Source organism: Streptomyces sp. NPDC020780 (genome assembly GCF_044334475.1).
Taxonomy (GTDB): Bacteria; Actinomycetota; Actinomycetes; order Streptomycetales; family Streptomycetaceae; genus Streptomyces.
On sequence record NZ_JBIRTB010000001.1, the window covers coordinates 614,820 to 630,243 of the forward strand.

Annotated in this window: 10 protein-coding genes and 1 pseudogene; 9 read left to right on the forward strand and 2 right to left on the reverse strand. The window is 72.5% G+C overall.

What is annotated here, in order from left to right; all coding sequences use genetic code 11:
• Positions 1–9: 9 nt before the first annotated feature.
• The 4 genes from ACH4VO_RS02770 to ACH4VO_RS02785 all read left to right on the forward strand — a co-directional run bounded on the left by ACH4VO_RS02770 (position 10) and on the right by ACH4VO_RS02785 (position 4,689).
• Positions 10–561: a GNAT family protein gene (locus tag ACH4VO_RS02770; protein WP_360984206.1), complete on the forward strand. Its 552-nt coding sequence runs from the start codon at positions 10–12 to the stop codon at positions 559–561.
• 26 nt (positions 562–587) lie between these two features.
• The gene (locus ACH4VO_RS02775) at positions 588–1,256 is read left to right on the forward strand and encodes a hypothetical protein (RefSeq protein WP_398440851.1); all 669 of its coding nucleotides are present in this window, start codon (positions 588–590) and stop codon (positions 1,254–1,256) included.
• Positions 1,257–1,420: 164 nt separating this feature from the next.
• Positions 1,421–1,594: a hypothetical protein gene (locus ACH4VO_RS02780; RefSeq protein WP_360984212.1), complete on the forward strand. Its 174-nt coding sequence runs from the start codon at positions 1,421–1,423 to the stop codon at positions 1,592–1,594.
• A 50-nt stretch (positions 1,595–1,644) separates the two neighbouring features.
• A complete protein-coding gene (locus tag ACH4VO_RS02785; protein WP_360984214.1) occupies positions 1,645–4,689 on the forward strand; it encodes an AAA family ATPase in 3,045 nt (1,014 codons plus the stop codon).
• Between the two features lie 46 nt (positions 4,690–4,735).
• Here the strand turns inward: ACH4VO_RS02785 and ACH4VO_RS02790 are convergent, their stop codons facing one another.
• Together ACH4VO_RS02790 and ACH4VO_RS02795 are read right to left on the reverse strand one after the other, a co-directional pair.
• Positions 4,736–5,917: a PQQ-dependent sugar dehydrogenase gene (locus ACH4VO_RS02790; RefSeq protein ID WP_360984218.1), complete on the reverse strand. Its 1,182-nt coding sequence runs from the start codon at positions 5,915–5,917 to the stop codon at positions 4,736–4,738.
• Between the two features lie 132 nt (positions 5,918–6,049).
• Positions 6,050–7,039 (reverse strand): annotated as a pseudogene (locus ACH4VO_RS02795) (aldo/keto reductase); the annotation flags it as partial.
• 93 nt (positions 7,040–7,132) lie between these two features.
• On the opposite strand from ACH4VO_RS02795, the gene ACH4VO_RS02800 reads away from it, so the two are divergent.
• The 5 genes from ACH4VO_RS02800 to ilvC all read left to right on the forward strand — a co-directional run bounded on the left by ACH4VO_RS02800 (position 7,133) and on the right by ilvC (position 15,274).
• Positions 7,133–8,083, forward strand: coding sequence for a 2-hydroxyacid dehydrogenase (locus ACH4VO_RS02800; RefSeq protein ID WP_360984221.1), 951 nt, complete (start codon positions 7,133–7,135; stop codon positions 8,081–8,083).
• A gap of 607 nt (positions 8,084–8,690) precedes the next feature.
• A complete protein-coding gene (locus tag ACH4VO_RS02805) occupies positions 8,691–11,543 on the forward strand; it encodes an EAL domain-containing protein (protein WP_360984360.1) in 2,853 nt (950 codons plus the stop codon).
• A 217-nt stretch (positions 11,544–11,760) separates the two neighbouring features.
• Complete coding sequence (locus ACH4VO_RS02810; RefSeq protein WP_360984224.1) at positions 11,761–13,617, forward strand: acetolactate synthase large subunit; 1,857 nt, start codon at positions 11,761–11,763, stop codon at positions 13,615–13,617.
• 22 nt (positions 13,618–13,639) lie between these two features.
• Positions 13,640–14,167 carry an acetolactate synthase small subunit gene (ilvN, locus tag ACH4VO_RS02815; protein WP_360984227.1) on the forward strand — a complete coding sequence of 176 codons (528 nt, stop codon included), beginning with the start codon at positions 13,640–13,642 and terminating at the stop codon, positions 14,165–14,167.
• A gap of 105 nt (positions 14,168–14,272) precedes the next feature.
• Complete coding sequence (gene ilvC, locus ACH4VO_RS02820) at positions 14,273–15,274, forward strand: ketol-acid reductoisomerase (RefSeq protein ID WP_069170532.1); 1,002 nt, start codon at positions 14,273–14,275, stop codon at positions 15,272–15,274.
• Positions 15,275–15,424 lie beyond the last annotated feature (150 nt).

Genomic DNA, 15,424 nt, shown 5'->3' on the forward strand with positions numbered 1-15,424 from the left:
AGTCACACCATGTTCGCGGTGTCCCTGGGCGACGACGGGGCGCAGCTGCGCCCCCTGGAACCCTGGCAGGCGGAGGAGTTCCTCGCCCACATGGACCGGGCGCGCGGCCTGGTCGACCCCTGGATCCCCTTCGCGGCCGCCGCCGCCGACCTGGACTCCGCCCGGGCACTGCTGCGGAGCTACGCGGACAAGCAGGCCGCCGACACCGGGCGGATCTACGGGATCTGGCTGGAGGGCACGCTCGTCGGGGGTGTCCTGTTCCGGATATTCGACGCGCGGAGCGGCACCTGCGAGATCGGCTGCTGGCTGGAGCCGGCCGGTCAGGGGCGCGGTCTGGTGAACCGCGCGTCACGGCGGCTGATCGACTGGGCCTTCGACACGCGCGGGATGCACCGCGTGGAATGGGTCGCGTCCGCCGCCAACACCCGCAGCACCGCGGCCGCCGAGCGGCTCGGCATGACCCGCGAGGGCGTACTGCGCCAGGCGAACCTCTACCGCGGCGAACGGCACGACCAGGAGATCTGGGCCGTACTGGCCGACGAGTGGCGGGCGGCGCGTTAAGGGGCCTCTCATACGGGGCCCCTAGCGTGCACCGCATGAAGACCACCCCCGCAACGACCTCTCCCGCCACCGACGACGCCACCGAGGACGTCACGAAGGACGCCACCAGCAACGCCACCGAGGACGTCACGAAGGACGACGTCACCGCGAACCCGGCCGCGAAAGCGGCCACGGACGGCGGGGCCGTACAGGGCCCGGCGAAGAGTTCCGCGGCCGCACCGGGGGACGACGCCTCCGGGGACGACGACGAGGACGAGGGCCTGGAGCCCGGCCCCCACGGCGAGACCGGCTCCCAGGCCTCGGCCGGATCCGGCGCCGCGGCCGTAGTGGCCGCCGGCCTCGGCATCGTCTCCCTCACCGGGGCCTGGACCGGCCGGGTCGTGGCCGAGCGCGAAACGCTGATGGGCCAGATCAAGACCTCCGGCGGCGGCAGCGCGGCCCAGCAGATCTCCGAGATCTACGGCGACGCCTGGCACAGCACCGCCTTCGTCAACGGCCTGTTCGCCCTTCTGGCCCTGCTGGTCGGAGCCTTCGTCCTGGTCCGGCCCGCTTTCGGCGCACCCACCGCGCACCCCCGGCCCGCCTGGATCCGCTCCGTCGCCCTGGCCGGCGTCGCACTGGGTGTCCTCGGTGTCCTGGTCTCCGCGGGCATGTACCTCGACCTCGTCGTCCCCCTGCCTCAGGCGGGTGGCTGAGGCAGACGCCCCGCTCCCTGAGGCATCCGCCGCCCGGGACTAAGGCCCCCGGGCGGTGGAGATGCGGCACATGCCCGATGCGCCGGCACCCCCTCGCGGACGAGAGTCGGGGCCACGGCAAGGAGCCGTGGCCCCGACCGGGGCAGGGCATCAGGGAGAAGACCATGTACCACTACGAACTGCACCGGCTCGACGGCGCCGAACGAGTCCGCCGCGCCGCCCACGAGCGCCTCGTACGCGAGGCGGCCCTCCACCGCCGCGCCGCCCGCAGCAGCGGACGGGACGACACCGAGGGGCGGGTGAGCGGGGACCGGGACCGGTTCACGCACGCCGCGTAGCGGTGCACGTCCCCGCGCCCGCGGCCCCTTCGGAGTCGTACCCGTATGCGATGCTCGGCGCTGTGGAGACCAACCTCATCAGCCCCGTCTTCGTCGGCCGGGCCGGTGAACTCGCCGTCCTGACGGACGCTCTCGTCCGCGCGTGTTCCGGGGAGCCGCAGGCGCTGCTCGTCGGCGGTGAGGCGGGCGTCGGCAAGACGCGGCTGGTCGAGGAGTTCCTGTCGGCGGCCGGCCGCCGCGACGCCGTGGTGGCCGTCGGCGGCTGTGTGGAGATCGGGGCGGAGGGCCTGCCCTACGCCCCGTTCTCCACGGCGCTCCGGGGCCTGCGCCGTGCGCTGCCCGACGCGTTCGCCGAGGCCCTGGCCGGGCAGGAGGGCGAGATGGCCCGGATCCTGCCCGAGCTCGGCGAGGCCGACCGGGCACCGAGCGACGAGCACGGCACCGCCCGCCTCTTCGAACTCGCGGCCCGGCTGCTGGAGCGCGTCTGCGCCGGCCGTACGGCCGTCCTGGTCCTGGAGGACCTGCACTGGGCCGACGCCTCCACCCGCAATCTGCTCGCCTACCTCTTCCGTACACTGCGCAGCGGCCGCCTCGTGGTGATCGGCACGTACCGCTCCGACGACGTCCACCGCCGCCACCCCCTGCGCCCGCTCATCGCCGAGCTGGACCGGCTCCGCACGGTCCGGCGGATCGAGCTCGACCGGTTCAGCCGGGACGAGGTCGGCCGGCAGCTCACCGGCATCCTCGCGGCGGCCCCCGAGACCGCCCTGGCCGACGACATCTTCGAGCGCTCCGACGGCAACGCCTTCTTCGTCGAGGAGCTCGCCCGCAGCGTGGAGTGCTGCGGCGACGGCTCCGGCCTCTCCGACTCGCTGCGCGACCTCCTTCTCGTACGCGTCGAGGCGCTGACCGAGGACGCCCAGCGCATCGCCCGTGTCCTCGCCGAAGGCGGCTCCACCGTCGAGCACGCGCTCCTGGCAGCCGTCGCCGGTCTCGCCGAGGAGGAGCTCGACGCCGCCCTGCGGGCCGCCGTCGGCGCCAACCTCCTGCTGCCCGTCCCGGACTCCGGCGGATACCGCTTCCGGCACTCCCTGGTCCGTGAGGCCGTCAGTGACGACCTGCTGCCCGGCGAACGCACCCGCCTCAACCGCCGCTACGCCGAAGCGCTGGAGGCGGACCCCTCCCTCGTGCGCGCCGACGAGAGCGCCGCGCGGCTCGCGAGTTACTGGTACGCCGCCCATGACGCCGCCCGCGCGCTGCCCGCCGTCCTCAAAGCGGCCGCCGAGGCCCGCCGCCGCTACGCCTACGCCGAGCAACTGCGCCTACTGGAACGCGCGATGGAGCTCTGGGACGACGTACCGCACGAGGTGCGTGCCACCCTGCGCCCCCTCGACTACGCCGAGGCCTACCCCGGCTGCGGCTGCGAGTCGGAGCCGCTGGACCACCTCGACCTGATGGCCGAGGCCACGGTCGCCGCACGTGTCGGCGGCGACCGCGAACGGGCCCTGGCCCTCGCCAAGAAGGCCCTGCGCGTCCTGGACACGGACACGGACCCGCTGCGCGCGGCGTGGTTCTGGGTGCAGCGCTCCCTGCTGACGCAGAACCTCTCCCGCGGCGACGGGTGGCAGGAACTGGCCACCGCCCAGGAGCTCGTGCGCGGTCTGCACCCCTCCGCCGTGCACGCCGACGTCCTGTCCACCGTCGCGAGCTGGGGCGCCCTGCACCGGCCCGGACCGGATTCGCTCGCCGCGGCCGACCGGGCCGTCGAGTACGCACAGCTGGTCGGCGCCGAGGACATCGAGTTGCACGCCCGGCTCACCCGCGGCTGGCTCACCATCGACGCGGGCGGTGTCGAGGAGGGCCTGGCCGAGATGTATGCCGTCCGCGACCGTGCCGACGAGCTCCACCTGGTCGGGGTGATGAGCCGGGCCGGTATCAACCTGCCCTCGTCGCTCGAATCGACGGGCCGGTCCCTGGAGGCGGTGGCCGCCGCCGAGCACGGCATCGCGATATGCCGGGCCCACGGCCTCCCCGACTCCGAGGCCTGGGTCCGGGCCAACCAGGCGCAGTCCCTCTTCTCCCTGGGACACTGGGAGGAGAGCCGTGCCACCCTCGACACCGCGGCCCCGCTGACCCGCTCCCGCAAGGCCGAGGGGCTCGTCGCCTCACGCCGCGCCGAACTCGCCCTCGCCCGCGGCGACCTCGCCGAGGCGCAGGAGCAACTGGCCCTGAGCCGGCGGATCGCCGGACTCCACGACCCGCAGCCCCAGCACCTGATCAACCCGGTCCGGCACACGATGGCCGTCGCCGCCCAGCAGGGCCGGCTCGCGGAGGCGCGAGCCGCGTTCGAGACACTGTCCGACGAGGGCTTCCCGCCCGGCACCCAGCGCTACGCCCTGCCACTGCTTCAGGCCGCCGCGGAGATCGAGGCCGACGCACGCGGACTGCCCGCCATGGAGCCCGGACGGCCGGCGATCCTGGCCCGGATCCGCGGCCACCTGAAGCGGCTACCGGTCCTCGTCCCCGTATGGGCGGCCTACGGTGCGCTCGTCGAGGCCGAACTCGCCCGCGCCGAGGGGGCGGACACCCCCGGCCACTGGGCCAGGGCCGCCGAGGCGTTCGCCCCGCTCTCGCGCCCCTACGAGCTCGCGCGGGCGCGCTACCGGTGGGCGGAGGCGGTCCTGACCGCCACCGGGGACAGAGCGCCGGCGGCGGCGCTCCTGCGAGAGGCGCACGCGGTGGCGGAGCGGCTCGGTGCCCGGCCGCTCGCGGAGAGCGTCGCACTGCTGGCGGGGCGCGCCCGCATCGAGCTCGCCGAGGCCGCCGGCGGCGACGGACGGGCTGCCGGCGCCGGATCCGGTGCCGGGGCGCCAGGGGTGGACGCGACCGCGTCGTTCGGCCTGACGGCACGGGAGCGTGAGGTGCACCGGCTGGTCGCCGCCGGGTACACCAACCGAAGGATCGCGGAGGAGCTGTACATCTCGCCCAAGACCGCGAGCGTGCACGTCTCCCACATCCTGGCCAAGCTGAACGTCGCCAGCCGGGGCGAGGCGGCCGCGCTCGCCCATCGCTTCCGGCTCTACGCTGAGGCCTGAGACCGGCCGGCCCGGGCCCCGCCGGGCTGCGCGGAAAGACCGCCGGCTACCGCACCTTCAGGAGCAGGATCCGGTCGTCGCCCGGCTTCGGGGTGCCGCGGCCGTCGGTGTTGCTCGTGACCAGCCACAGCGTGTCGCCGCCCGCCGCGAGGACCGTGCGCAGCCGGCCGTACGTCCCCTTCAGGAACGCCTGGGGCGCCGCCAGCGGTTCCTTGTCCGTACCCGAGAGCGGGATCCGCCAGAGCCGCTCGCCGCGCAGACCCGCCATCCAGATCGAGCCCCTGGCGTAGGCGATACCGCTCGGGGAGGCCTCGGAGGTCTTCCACTGGGCGACCGGGTCGACGAATCCGGACCTGCCGGCCTTGCCCTCGACGTCCGGCCAGCCGTAGTTCTTCCCCGGTTCGACGAGATTCAGCTCGTCCCAGGTGTCCTGGCCGAACTCGGAGGCCCAGAGCCGCTTCTGCGCGTCCCAGGCCAGCCCCTGCACGTTGCGGTGCCCGTAGGTGTACACCACCGAGTCGGCCTCGGGGTTGCCGTGCACCGGTTCGCCGTCGGGGGTCATCCGCAGGATCTTGCCCGCCAGGGACTTCTTGTCCTGGGCGAGCCCGGTGTCCCCGGTCTCACCCGTGCCCGCGTACAGCATGCGGTCGGGCCCGAACGCGATCCGGCCGCCGTTGTGGATACCGCCCTTGGGGATGCCCCGCAGGATCGTGTCCGGAGCGCCCAGCTGCCGGCCGGCCGGCTTCGCCTCGTCGTACTGCAGACGGGCGATGCGGTTGTCCGACTCGGTGGTGAAGTAGACGTACACCTGGTGGTCCGCGCCGTACGCCGGGCCGACGGCCACGCCGAGCAGGCCGCCCTCACCGGCCGGGGCCACACCCGGCACCGAGCCCAGCAGCGTCTTCTTCCCCGTCCTGGCGTCGATCCGGCTGATCGTCGCCTCGTCCCGCGAGGTCACCAGCAGATCACCGCCGGGCAGCGCCGCCAGTCCCCACGGCGAGTGCAGGTCCTCCGTCAGCGTCGAGACGACGTCCACCGCGCCCTTGGCGGGCGGCCGGTCCGCCGGGCTCGGCGAGGGGCTCGCCGTGGGAGCCGGCGAGCCGCCCGCCGAGGGCCGTGAGCCCGCTTCGCGGGCCCCCGGGCCGCCGTCGGCCGAGCACGCGGAGAGCAACAGGGACGCCGAGGCGAGCACGGCCACGACTCCCTTGCGCACCGCAGGGGTCTGCACAGATCCGAACGCAGCACCACGCACAGCAGAGATCCTTTCGAGGTAGCCCGACCACTGTTCTTACACTGCCGTCCGCCCCGGCCCCCGGTCTTCGCGCAGTGTTCCGCCGTGGGTGTCCCGCACGGGGTACCGGTCCCAGGACTCGCGGGCCCTGGGCAGTCCGGCGATCTCCACGAGGTCCCGGTCCGTGAGGACCAGTTCCGCCGCCCGGGCGTTCTCCACGGCCCACTGCTCCCGCTTGGCACCGGGCACCGGTACGACATGGCGGCCCTGGTGCAGGACCCAGGCCAGTGCCACCTGGGCCGGGGTCGCGCCGTGCCGCTCCGCGATCCGGCGCAGGCCCGCGACCACCGGCTGGTTGGCGGCCATCATCTCCGAGGTGAAGCGGGGGTGCCTGGCCCGCGGGTCGTCCGGTTCGAAGCCGTGCCCCGGTTTCAGCGTCCCCGTCAGATAACCGCTGCCCAGCGGCATCGCGGCCAGCACGCCCACACCCCGCGCCGCACACCACGGCAGCAGGTCCTCCAGCGCCTGCGGCGACCACACGGAGAGCTCTGCCTGGACGGCGCTGACCGGGAAGACCTGCTGCACCCGCTCCAGTTGGCGCAGGGTGAGGTCGTGCGTCCTGGCCCCCGGCCGGCGTCCGGCACGGGCGCCCACGGCGCACAGGCCGAGGGCCCGCACCTTGCCCGCTGTCACCAGGTCCGCCATGGCGCCCCAGGTCTCCTCCACCGGCACCTCGGGGTCGGCCCGGTGGAGTTGGTACAGGTCGATCACGTCCGTCTGCAGCCGCCGCAGCGAGGCGTCGCAGGCCCGGCGCACGTACCCGGGGCGCCCGTTGGCGACGATGTGCTGATCGCCCACCAACAGACCGCACTTGGTGGACAGGAAGGCCTCGGACCTGCGTCCCTTGAGCGCGCGCCCGACCAGCAGCTCGTTGGTGAAGGGGCCGTACATGTCCGCCGTGTCGAGCAGCCGGACACCCGCGTCCAGCGCGGCGTGCACCGTCCGCAGCGAACGGTCACCGCGCTGCTGCGACGTGCTGTAGGCCCAGCTCATCGGCATACAGCCCAGCCCGACCGCGCCGACGGACAGCGCCGCCGCACCGATAGTCCTGCGCTCCAACTCCCCGCACCCTCCCTCGGCCCCATGATCACGGGACCGACCGCACCCAAAGTAACCTCTGCGGCTCCGTCGCCTTCGCATAGCCTCCTGAGCATGACTTCGACACCTGCAGACGATGTGTGGCTGCCGTTCGCGGCCGACGAGATCGACGGGCTCCCCGAGGGTCTCAACTACCGTTTCTGGGACGGGGGCCGGGACTACCCCGCCGACCCCGCGGACTGCGCGTTCTACGTCGTTCCGTACATGAAGGGCTCGGAGGTCGCGGTCCGCCCGCTCAAGGGCATGGAAGCGGTCCGGGTCGTGCAGACGCTCTCGGCGGGCATCGACCATGTGGAGCCCGGGCTCGGCCTGTTGCCCCCGGGTGTGCGCCTGTGCAACGCCAAGGGGGTGCACGAGGCGTCCACCGCGGAGCTCACCCTGGCGCTCGTCCTCGCCTCGCTGCGCGGCCTCCCCGGATTCGTGGACGGCCAGCACAAGGAGGAGTGGCGGTCCGGTTTCTACCCGGCGCTCGCCGACAAGTCGGTGCTCGTCGTGGGGTACGGGTCGATCGGCGCCGCCATCGAGGACCGGCTCGAACCGTTCGAGTGCGCGCGGGTGATGCGCGTCGCGCGCTCGGCCCGGACCACCGGGCGCGGAGCCGTACACGCGCTCGACGAGCTGCCCCGGCTGCTCCCGGAGGCGGACATCGTCATTCTGTCCACCCCGCTGAACGCCTCCACGCAAGGGCTGGTGGACGCGGACTTCCTCGCCGCGATGCGGGACGGGGCGCTTCTCGTGAACGTGGCACGTGGGCCCGTCGTGGACACCGCCGCCCTGCTGGCCGAACTCGAGTCCGGGCGGTTGCGGGCGGCGCTCGATGTCACCGACCCTGAACCCCTGCCTGCGGGCCACCCGCTCTGGCATGCTCCCCACGTCCTCATCACCCCTCATGTGGGCGGCAGTACCTCCGCTTTCCTGCCGCGGGCCAAGCGCCTGCTGGCCGGACAGCTCACCCGGTTCGCGGCCGGGGAGCCCGTCCACAACCTGGTCCTCACGACCGCCTGAACCCGCCGGGGGACGGCCCGTCCGCCGCCGCTGCGGCCAATCTCCCAGGTGGTCACGGAGAGTAGAGCGACTATGTCCCTCTGTGACCGCTCTGGTGTATCGTCCAGAAGGGGGCCGCACCGTGGCAGGGACGGTGCCGGGGCGGAACGGACGCGAGGGGGCGACGGGCGATGTGCGGCCAGCGGAGAGACGATCGGACGCGGCGCGGCGAGCGGGAGCGGCCGGTCCGTGTCCGTCATGTTCCGGCACGTGCCCCCGGAGCGTGGCCCGCGACGGCCGGTGCCCGCGAACGCGAGGCGGGGGGCCGACTCCCGTACCGCACACGCGCGTACGACTCCGCCGGCCCGGTGGGAGCGGAGCGGTCCCTGCCCGGGAGAAGCCGAAAGCCCGGCAGCGCGCCCGGAGTCGTGGGCCGGGCGGGACTGCGCGGACACGGCTTCGGGGTGCGGACGGCACCGGGCCGGGCCCTGGGGGCTCTCCGGTGAGCGCCCTCGGGGCCCAGCTCTCGCGACAGCCGGGCACCGGACAGCCGTCGCCGGACCGGCCGGGGCCCGGCCGGCCGGCCTGCGGACCCGACGCCCCCGGTGACCCGGCGGCCGGGCCGCGCATGACCGGCCACCAGGACCCCGCGCAGCGGACGGCCGGGCAGCCGGCCGCCCGACGCCGGTCGGAACTGCGCTCCCAGCTCGTCCTCGCCCTCATCTGCTCCGGTTACGGCGTCGGGGCGGCTTTCGGCTGGGGATCGACCGGAGTCGCCGTGTTCATGGGCGACTTCGGCCTCAGCGCCGCCGCCCTGATCGCCGCCGTCTCGTGCTTCCTCCACGCACGCAGGAGCGGCAGCCGCTTCCGGCCCGCCTGGCTCCTGTTCTCCCTCTCCTCCGCCATGGCCGCAGGAGGCAACGCGGTCTGGGGGTGGTACGAGGTGGTGCTGGGGCGCTCGGTACCCTCCCCGTCCCTCGCCGACGTGTTCTTCCTCTGCTTCGCGCCGCCCGCCATCGTCGGCCTCCTGGTCCTCGCCAGCCGCCCGGTGAACCGAGCCGGCTGGATCTGCCTGGTGCTGGACGCCTGGCTGATCGGCGGATCCCTGCTGACGCTCTCCTGGAGCCTCGCGCTCGCCCACACCGCGCGGGTCGCCAACCCCGGGGGCGAGAGCGTGGCCAGGGCCGCGCTCTCCCTGGCCTACCCGCTGCTCGACATCGTGCTCGTCTCCATGGTCCTGGCCCTGCACTTCCGGCGGGGCACCGTGGACCGCTCCGCGGTGAACGTGGCCATCGCGGGGCTGGCCCTGACCGTGGTGTGCGACGCCCTCTTCACCTCGCCGCTGCTGCGCTCCGCCTACCAGTCCGGCCAACTGCTGGACGCCGGCTGGTTCGCCGGCTCCCTGCTCCTCGCCTACGCGCCGTGGGGCGCCCGCCGCGGCCAGGACAACGCTGTCGGATCCGGTGGGGGAGCGCCCGGCGGCGAGGCGCGCGCCGGCGGGCGCCCGATCGCCGGGTCGCTGGCCGCCCTCACGCCGTACCTCGCCGCGGCGGTCTGCACGCTCGGCATCCTGTACAACGTGGTCCAGGGACACCGGGTGGACCGGATCGTGGTGCTCACGGGGTGCGCGGTCGTGCTGGCCCTGGTGGTCCGCCAGGCCATCATGCTCCTCGACAACATCGCACTCACCCAGGAACTGGCCCAGAAGGAGAACCACTTCAGATCCCTGGTCCAGGGCTCCAGCGACGTCATCATGATCGCCGCGCCCACCGGCGTCCTCCGCTATGTCAGCCCGGCGGCGGCCGGCGTCTACGGGCGCGCGGCCGAGGACCTCGTCGGCACGGAGCTCTCCTCGCTGATCCACCCCGCGGACCTCGGAGGAGTGGTCCACGAGCTCAGACGCTTCCTCGCGGCCCCGGCCGAGGAGGAGCCCACCACCAGGATCGAGTGCCGCTTCGGGTCGGGCACCGGCGACTGGCTCCACGTCGAGTCCACCGTCAACCGCCACCAGGGCGGCCTGCTGCTCAACAGCCGGGACGTGACCGAGCGGGTCAGGCTCCAGGCGCAGCTGCAGCACAACGCCGAGCACGACCCCCTCACCGACCTGCCCAACCGCGCCCTGTTCACCGCCCGGGTCGGCCAGGCGCTCGCCGGCCGGCGCGCCGGGGACCCGGGCACCGCCGTGCTCTTCATCGACCTGGACGGCTTCAAGGCGGTCAACGACTCCATCGGCCACCAGGCGGGCGACGAGCTCCTCGTCCAGGCCGCCCGCCGTCTCCAGGACTCCGTACGCGACACGGACACCGCGGCCCGGCTCGGCGGGGACGAGTTCGCCGCGCTCATCCTCGGCGACGGCACCCGTGACCAGGCCGCCCGGGAGGACCAGGTCCACGAGATCGCCGAGCGGCTGCGGCTCACGCTCTCCGAGCCGTACCGGATCGGCGGCGGAGAGGTCAGGGTGGCGGCCTCCATCGGGGTCGCCTTCGCCGAGCCCTCCATCACGCCCAAGGACCTGATGCGCAACGCCGACCTCGCGATGTACCGCGCGAAGGCGGGCGGCAAGGACCGCGTCGAGTTGTACGCCCCGCAGATGCAGGCCGAGGTCGTCCGCCGGTCCGAGCTCGCGGCGCGGCTGCGCACCGCCCTGCGTGACGGCGAGTTCGCCCTGCTGCACCAGCCCGTGGTCCACCTGGCGACCGGGACGGTCGACGCCGTCGCCGCGCAGGCGCGCTGGCGCTCGCCCCAGGGCGTCCTGTTCACGCCCGCCGAGTGCCTCCGTGTCACCGACGACGGAGAGCGCGTCGCGGAGCTAGGCGGCTGGCTGCTGGAGCAGGCGGTGGAGGAGGCCGCCGACCGGGCCAGGGCCGGGCATGGCGTGCCGGTCTGTGTACGGGTCCCGGCCGCGCGGCTGCTGGACCGGAGCCTGCCCTTCGGATCCGTCGAGGCGCTGCTCACCCGGCACGGCCTGCCCTCCGGGGCCCTCATGCTCGAAGTGTCCGGCAGTGACCCGCGGATCTCCGTCGACGACCTGGAGGAGCGGCTGGTCGCCCTGCGCAGGCTCGGGGTGCGGATCGTGCTCGACGGCTTCGGCAGCGGATTCGCCGCGATCAACGCCCTGCGGCGGCTCCCCGTCGACGTACTGAAGCTCGACCGTGGGCTGGTCGAGGGCGTCGTGGAGTCCGCGCGGATTCACAAGATCACCGGCGGGCTGCTGCGCATCGCCGGCGATCTCGGTGTCCAGTCCGTGGCCGACGGCGTCGACGTACCCGAACAGGTGCGCGTGCTGCGCACCATGGGGTGCACGCACGGCCAGGGGATGGTCTTCTCCGGGCCGCTGGACGAGTACCGGCTGCGGCGGGCTCTGATCAGGGGGAAGTACCCCGTCCCGGGCGGTGGGCCGGCGGTCCGGCCGGTGCGGGCCCGCGGACCGGTCCCGCTCCAGGGGCGCTCACATGATGAGACGCCCGTCCCACCCACTTGACACCGTATGCGTGCCGGAGAGAGGGTCAATGCCATGCGCACCCGAATTCTCGTACTTGGAAAGCGCGTCGGCTGAAGCAGGGTCACTCATGGACACCCTGCGGACCGCACCGGCGCGCTCCCCTCGCTTGCCTCACGGCACGGGGGGTTTTTTGTTGCACCGGTACCTCCCAAAACCCCACATACACGCCGCATAAACCCTCAGCTTCGAGAAGAGAATGCCGATGACCGAGCAGGCCACCGGGGCCCACCATCCCCAGCCGCGCGCCCGTAACGGCGGACCGTCCTCCGCCTCCGTTGAGCACCTCACGGGCGCGCAGTCCCTCATCCGTTCTCTCGAGGAAGTCGGCGCCGACACCGTGTTCGGCCTCCCCGGTGGCTGCATCCTTCCGGCGTACGACCCGCTGATGGACTCCACCCGGGTCCGCCACATCCTGGTCCGCCACGAGCAGGGTGCCGGTCACGCGGCCACCGGCTACGCCCAGGCCACCGGCAAGGTCGGTGTCTGCATGGTCACCTCGGGCCCCGGCGCGACCAACCTGGTCACCCCGATCGCCGACGCGGCCATGGACTCGGTGCCCATGGTCGCGATCACCGGCCAGGTGGCCTCCGCGGCCATCGGCACGGACGCCTTCCAGGAAGCCGACATCTGCGGCATCACGATGCCGATCACGAAGCACAACTTCCTGGTCACCCGCGCCGAGGACATCGCCCACACGATCGCCGAGGCCTTCCACATCGCCTCCACCGGCCGTCCGGGCCCGGTCCTCGTGGACATCGCCAAGGACGCGCTGCAGGCGAAGACCACCTTCAGCTGGCCGCCGACCATGGACCTGCCGGGCTACCGCCCGGTCACCAAGCCGCACGCCAAGCAGATCCGCGAGGCCGCCAAGCTCATCACGCAGGCCAGGCGTCCCGTGCTGTACGTCGGCGGCGGCGTCCTCAAGGCCGGCGCCACCGCCGAACTGAAGGTCCTGGCAGAGCTCACCGGAGCGCCCGTCACCACCACACTGATGGCGCTCGGCTCCTTCCCCGACAGCCACCCGCTGCACGTGGGAATGCCCGGCATGCACGGTTCGGTCACCGCCGTCACCGCGCTGCAGAAGGCCGACCTGATCGTCGCGCTCGGGGCCAGGTTCGACGACCGCGTGACGGGCAAGCTGGACAGCTTCGCCCCGTTCGCCAAGATCGTCCACGCGGACATCGACCCGGCCGAGATCGGCAAGAACCGCGCCGCCGACGTCCCGATCGTCGGGGACGCCCGCGAGGTCATCGCCGACCTTGTCCAGGCGGTCCAGGCCGAGCACACCGAGGGCCACACCGGCGACTACAGCGCGTGGTGGAAGGACCTCGACCGCTGGCGCGAGACCTACCCGGTCGGCTACGACCTGCCGGAGGACGGCAGCCTCTCCCCGCAGCAGGTCATCCAGCGCATCGGCGAACTCGCCCCCCAGGGCACGATCTTCACGGCGGGTGTCGGCCAGCACCAGATGTGGGCCTCCCACTTCATCAGCTACGAGCAGCCCGCCACCTGGCTGAACTCCGGCGGCGCCGGGACCATGGGGTACGCGGTCCCGGCCGCGATGGGCGCCAAGGCCGGCATGCCGGACCGCGCGGTCTGGGCGATCGACGGCGACGGCTGCTTCCAGATGACCAACCAGGAACTCACCACCTGCGCGCTCAACAACATCCCGATCAAGGTCGCCATCATCAACAACGGCGCGCTCGGGATGGTCCGCCAGTGGCAGACCCTCTTCTACAACCAGCGGTACTCCAACACCGTGCTGCACTCCGGCGCGGACAGCGACGGCGTCCCCGCCAAGGGCACCCGCGTGCCGGACTTCGTCAAGCTGTCCGAGGCCATGGGCTGCTACGCCCTGCGCTGCGAGGACCCGGCCGACCTCGACAAGGTCATCGCGGAGGCCAACGCGATCAACGACCGCCCGGTCGTCATCGACTTCATCGTCCACGAGGACGCCATGGTGTGGCCGATGGTCGCCGCCGGCACCTCCAACGACGAGGTCATGGCAGCCCGCGGTGTCCGCCCCGACTTCGGCGACAACGAAGACGACTGAGAGACAGAGAGAGACCGACTCCATGTCCACCAAGCACACGCTCTCCGTCCTGGTCGAGAACAAGCCGGGCGTCCTCGCCCGGATCACCGCCCTGTTCTCCCGCCGCGGCTTCAACATCGACTCGCTCGCGGTCGGTACCACCGAACACCCCGACATCTCCCGCATCACCATCGTCGTGAATGTCGAGGGCCTGCCCCTGGAACAGGTGACCAAGCAGCTCAACAAGCTGGTCAACGTCCTGAAGATCGTCGAACTCGAGCCCACCGCCGCGATCCAGCGGGAGCTCGTCCTGGTGAAGGTCCGCGCCGACAACGAGACCCGCTCCCAGATCGTCGAGATCGTCCAGTTGTTCCGCGCCAAGACCGTGGACGTCTCCCCGGAGGCCGTCACGATCGAGGCGACCGGAGGTGCCGAGAAGCTGGAGGCCATGCTCAAGATGCTCGAGCAGTTCGGCATCAAGGAGCTCGTCCAGTCCGGCACCATCGCCATAGGGCGCGGCGCGCGCTCGATCACCGACCGTTCCCTGCGCGCACTCGACCGCACGGCGTAAGCATTCCGGGCGGCCTCGCCGCTCGCATGGCGAGACCCCGCAACGTATCCGAAGCACCCCGCCGTACGGTGGGACGCAACACCTGCACACCAAGGAGAAGACCCAGTGGCCGAGCTGTTCTACGACGACGATGCCGACCTGTCCATCATCCAGGGCCGCAAGGTCGCGATCCTCGGATACGGCAGCCAGGGCCACGCCCACGCCCTGTCGCTGCGTGACTCGGGTGTCGACGTCCGTGTCGGTCTGCACGAGGGTTCGAAGTCCCGGGCCAAGGCCGAGGAGCAGGGCCTGCGCGTGGTGACTCCGGCCGAGGCGTCCGCCGAGGCCGACGTCATCATGATCCTCGTCCCGGACCCGATCCAGGCCCAGGTCTACGAGGAGTCCGTCAAGGACAACCTCAAGGACGGCGACGCGCTGTTCTTCGGCCACGGCCTGAACATCCGCTTCGACTTCATCAAGCCGCCGGCCGACGTCGACGTCTGCATGGTCGCCCCGAAGGGCCCGGGCCACCTGGTCCGCCGCCAGTACGAGGAGGGCCGCGGCGTCCCGTGCATCGTGGCCGTCGAGCAGGACGCCACCGGCAAGGGCCTGGAGCTCGCCCTCTCCTACGCGAAGGGCATCGGCGGCACCCGCGCCGGCGTCATCAAGACGACCTTCACCGAGGAGACCGAGACCGACCTGTTCGGTGAGCAGGCCGTCCTCTGCGGCGGCACCGCCGCCCTGGTCAAGGCCGGTTTCGAGACCCTGACCGAGGCCGGCTACCAGCCGGAGATCGCGTACTTCGAGTGCCTGCACGAGCTGAAGCTCATCGTGGACCTCATGTACGAGGGCGGCCTGGAGAAGATGCGCTGGTCCATCTCGGAGACCGCCGAGTGGGGCGACTACGTCACCGGTCCGCGCATCATCACGGACGCCACCAAGGCCGAGATGAAGAAGGTCCTCGCCGAGATCCAGGACGGCACCTTCGCCAAGAACTGGATGGCCGAGTACCACAACGGCCTGCCCAAGTACAACGAGTACAAGAAGGCCGACAGCGAATCCCTGCTGGAGACCACCGGCAAGGAACTGCGCAAGCTCATGAGCTGGGTGGAGAACGAGGAAGCCTGAGTTCGCGCCGGGGGCGGGGTCCACCCGGGCCCGCCCCCGGCAACAGGCCGGCCTCACCCCCCGTGTCACTGCGGGGAGGGGCGGTGGCAGGGGCGGCTCCGTACGGCTGTACAGACCGTCCACCCCCGTGCGGGTGATCCTTCCACCAGG